Raw genomic sequence first — 495 nt, 5'->3', positions numbered from 1 at the left:
CGCGCTCGATCGTCTCGACGCCGATCACCGAGCTGTGATAGTGGTTGAAGACGTCGACGAGCTGCTTGAGCACCGGCTGGTCGCCGTGCAGCAGGTCGTCGGCGAGGATCACCGCGAACGGCTCGCCGTGCACGAGCTTCTCCGCGCAGAGCACCGCGTGGCCGAGGCCGAGCGCGGCCGGCTGGCGCACGTAGAAGCAGTCGACATGGCTCGGCTTGATGCCGCGGACGAGGTCGAGCAGCTTTTCCTTGCCGCGCGCCTCGAGCTCGGATTCGATCTCGAACGATTTGTCGAAGTGATCTTCGATCGCGCGCTTGCTGCGGCCCGTCACGAAGATCATCTCGGTGATGCCCGCATTGATCGCCTCTTCGACCGCGTACTGGATCAGCGGCTTGTCGACCACGGGCAGCATTTCCTTCGGACTCGCCTTCGTGGCGGGCAAAAACCGTGTGCCGAGACCGGCAACGGGGAACACGGCTTTGGTGACTTTCAACA

General features: G+C 63.8%; 1 protein-coding gene. It reads right to left on the bottom strand.

Annotated elements, in window-relative coordinates:
• The coding region (locus J5M58_RS26415; protein WP_207880303.1) for a UTP--glucose-1-phosphate uridylyltransferase at positions 1 to 495 on the bottom strand (495 nt) is incomplete at both ends.

The organism is Pseudomonas sp. 32_A (assembly GCF_017490905.1).
Taxonomy (GTDB): domain Bacteria; phylum Pseudomonadota; class Gammaproteobacteria; order Pseudomonadales; family Pseudomonadaceae; genus Aquipseudomonas; species Aquipseudomonas inefficax.
The sequence above is the reverse complement of the archived record's forward strand: the minus strand, read 5'-3'. Positions and strand labels throughout refer to the sequence as shown.